Raw genomic sequence first — 3,132 nt, forward strand, 5'->3', positions numbered from 1 at the left:
GTAACCCTCGATGGGGCAACGAGGTAATGGTCAGCATCGAGAATGGGCAGATCCTGTGCCATAGCTTCAGCTCCTGCCCCGTGCGCATCCGATTCGACGATGAGTCCGCCAAAACCTTCACCGGAACTGAGCCATCCGACAACAGCAGCGAGATGGTCTTCATCCCGGGATACAAGACCCTCACGAGTAAGCTGGGTAAAGCCAAGCGCCTCCGAGTGGAGTTCAATGTGTATCAGCAAGGCTCGGTCATGGCCGAATTTGACGTCAGCGGATTTGACGCAAAACGCATGACTCAGTAGCAGACTCTAATGGGAAACGAGGGTGGTGGGTACATCGCAGTACGTAGCCTAGCCGCAATCCCTATGAGATGTTGTTCGTCGTACTCAAGTGAAGGAGCGCTGCCATGTCAGATTTGGGAAAGAGGATCGCTGACGCTATTGCAAACGTTAAGATCAAGGCTCGCGGCCATGCTCTCGAGAGAGACGTTAACAGGCTTATTCTTAAGTGGAAGACGCTGTCGAATGGGCTTTCCGGCGAGCAAGGTCTCAAAGATCTGTTAGCCGAAATTGAGGCCATCCTGAAGTTGCTGGAGGCGGATCCGGCCACGCCGGGGGTCCTCGACGACTTAAATGACCTGCTGTCCAAGACCGACAGCAGCGCCGGACCTCGGGGCACTGTATCTGGCACATCGGTTAAGTGAGCTTCGGAGCTGGAACGATCTATTGCGGGGCGTAGGGCATGTTCTGCGTCCTGCACTTTGCGTTAGCCATGGTTTGGCAACATCATGTTGCCGCCGTGCGTTGACGATGCTAGTTAGCCGGAGCAAAAATTGAGAGCCGCCCCCTTTTTGGCGGGCGTCAGCTTGTTTGGTGAGACACTGGCTGGCGGCACACCTATTCCACGAGGCCCGCCACTCTAAAGGTACTGCCATCGGTGCCGCTATTGATGCGTTGCTACGTATCGATTGGCACACGATGGACTTCAAGGACTACCCCGGCGATTCGCGGCTGTATTTCATCCGATGGATTGATCGCTACACCAAGCCCCATAAGGGCTCTACGTCGACGTCGGTGTGCTGCTATCTGGCACCCCTACCCGATGACATCAAAGATCCGGCCAAGGCAACGCCGGATCAGATCGCCAAGCTGTTCGGCTATTCGGAGCAGATGCCCTTCGTAGCTAGGGTCCTGGTCGGTGCCCTGCCTTCGATCCGCATTGGTTACGTCTACCGTGACGGCAAGCGCGTAGGCGTGCTTCCCAGCCGGGAACTCTCCCTGGGCGATGCCTTGTCGAACGCGGAAGGCTCTGGCAAGTACGGGCGCAACATCCAGCTCGACACAGTCATCGGCAAGCACGGGGACTTCCCCATCAAGGCGGTTCCGACCAGCCAGCTTCACCTCGAGCACAGCGTCCGCTTCCGCAGCGGGGTGTTGATGGCAGAAGACTCCGCCAGTGGGATCGAGTTTTTGATTCCGCGGAGCGTGATATTCCGGACCTTCTATGCCCGCTCTACCTATCTGGCGTCCGTGTTCACCGCCGGGATTTGGGATGAAACTGCCGGCAGGGTGATCTTCCTGGACAAGGAGTTCGCTGGAAACTGGACGCGCGAAATGCAGGACCCTCGTTGCTTTCATCTAGTGATGCAACGAGGGATGCGTAAGGCGGATGCCGTATCTGTTGCACTGCTGCACTTCTACCCGTACGGCAAGGCCACGGCCAATGCGCTCTATACACCGATGCTCAAAGCGCAGAACGACGCCGCGTTCGGTGGTGATTTCTCGTGGTACTCCAATGCGCAGATACCCATGGATCCAGACCTTGGCCCCTACAGCGGCAAGGTAATGGGGTACTACCTGACCCCACATAGGGGCGGTCGACCTCGCAAGACGTTCCTTGTCACCTCATTCCTCGGGTTTTCGCTACCACGTGACTTTCCAGAGATGGGCGACATCCTAGTCAACGATGGCGGCCGGGACGGTGATCTCGAGCATTCGGACGGACCTCGCCCCTATAGTGGCGCGCCGGACCGCGGCCCAAAGCGGCCGAATGGCATGCAGGACAACGATGGCCACAATGGCTCAACCAACCACCAGGCGTTCGACGAGCCCAGCGATACGTTCGAGTGGGTCAATGCCCCTCCGCGCTTTGACTTGGTGAAGGACCACAGTGCGGTGTACACCGAGCCAAGGGCCCCGGGACCTAATACCAGTACCGAGGACGGCTCGTTCGGCGACCGCGATGGTGCCAAGGACTCCAAGAGCGCGCTCGACGCCCGACTGAAGAGCCGCGCGTCCGAGAGCAACTTTGTGGCGCTTCTCGAGGTACTGGAGGCGATCAAGGCTGAAGGTGCCATTGCTGACTTCAGCCTGGTCTACCCTCAGGATTCGACCCAACGCGTGCCGATTGGGTCATGCGTCTGCTGGAACTTCCTGGATGAACTGGAACGGGCAGTCAACTACGACCAGCGGGTTCGTAAGGGATGGGCGTTCCTCCATCAGGAAGGCAGGCGGTCCGGAGGACTGGAGCGAGGCGCGCTGGTCGTGGGTGTGACGCTGTCAGATGGAAGAACGGGCTTCTGGATCGAGATCCAGACCCGGCAGGGCGCAATGACCCCACTGGTGATTGACGATGGATCTGACCCGGATGCTCAAATCTCCAGAGCGCTGAATGTCATCTTCAGCGCCAGGGGGAGCAACCTCGAGGACCATTTCCGCACCGCATCCATGAAGGCGTACTGCTTCACCCATCGCTATGTTTCACAGGATGAGGATGAGGATGAGGGCCAGGACGACGGCAAGAAGAGAGAGCACAAGAAGAAATGGGACAAAGACTGGTTGATAGCCTTTTTCAAGTCCGTGTCCGGTAGCAGGCAAGTTGCCGGCAGCGCTGTGAAGTGATCTGTAGGGCCGGCGTGCCCCGTACCAGTGAAGGAGAAGCCCCGCTGGCCAAGTACCCCACCGCGCTTACGCCAACTTGCCTCGTCGTTGGAGCCACGTGGCGACCAGGCCCGCCATGGCGTTCGGGATTTCTACCGGACCATTGCGGGTCTGCAGATGACGTTCCCCGGACCTGCCCAGCACCTCCTTGGCCAACTCGCGCCTATTGAAGCCAAATGCCAGCGCCACAACGTCC

Annotated in this window: 3 protein-coding genes; all 3 read left to right on the plus strand. The window is 58.6% G+C overall.

Annotated elements, in window-relative coordinates; genetic code table 11:
* On the plus strand, positions 1 to 299 hold a 299-nt coding region (locus tag ACXJKH_RS17650), incomplete at its 5' end, for a hypothetical protein (RefSeq protein WP_457321274.1).
* A gap of 104 nt (positions 300 to 403) precedes the next feature.
* Complete coding sequence (locus ACXJKH_RS17655; RefSeq protein ID WP_457321276.1) at positions 404 to 700, plus strand: hypothetical protein; 297 nt, start codon at positions 404 to 406, stop codon at positions 698 to 700.
* A gap of 274 nt (positions 701 to 974) precedes the next feature.
* A complete protein-coding gene (locus ACXJKH_RS17660; protein WP_457321278.1) occupies positions 975 to 2,897 on the plus strand; it encodes a hypothetical protein in 1,923 nt (640 codons plus the stop codon).
* Positions 2,898 to 3,132: the final 235 nt, after the last annotated feature.

The organism is Stenotrophomonas sp. P5_B8, from assembly GCF_054049855.1.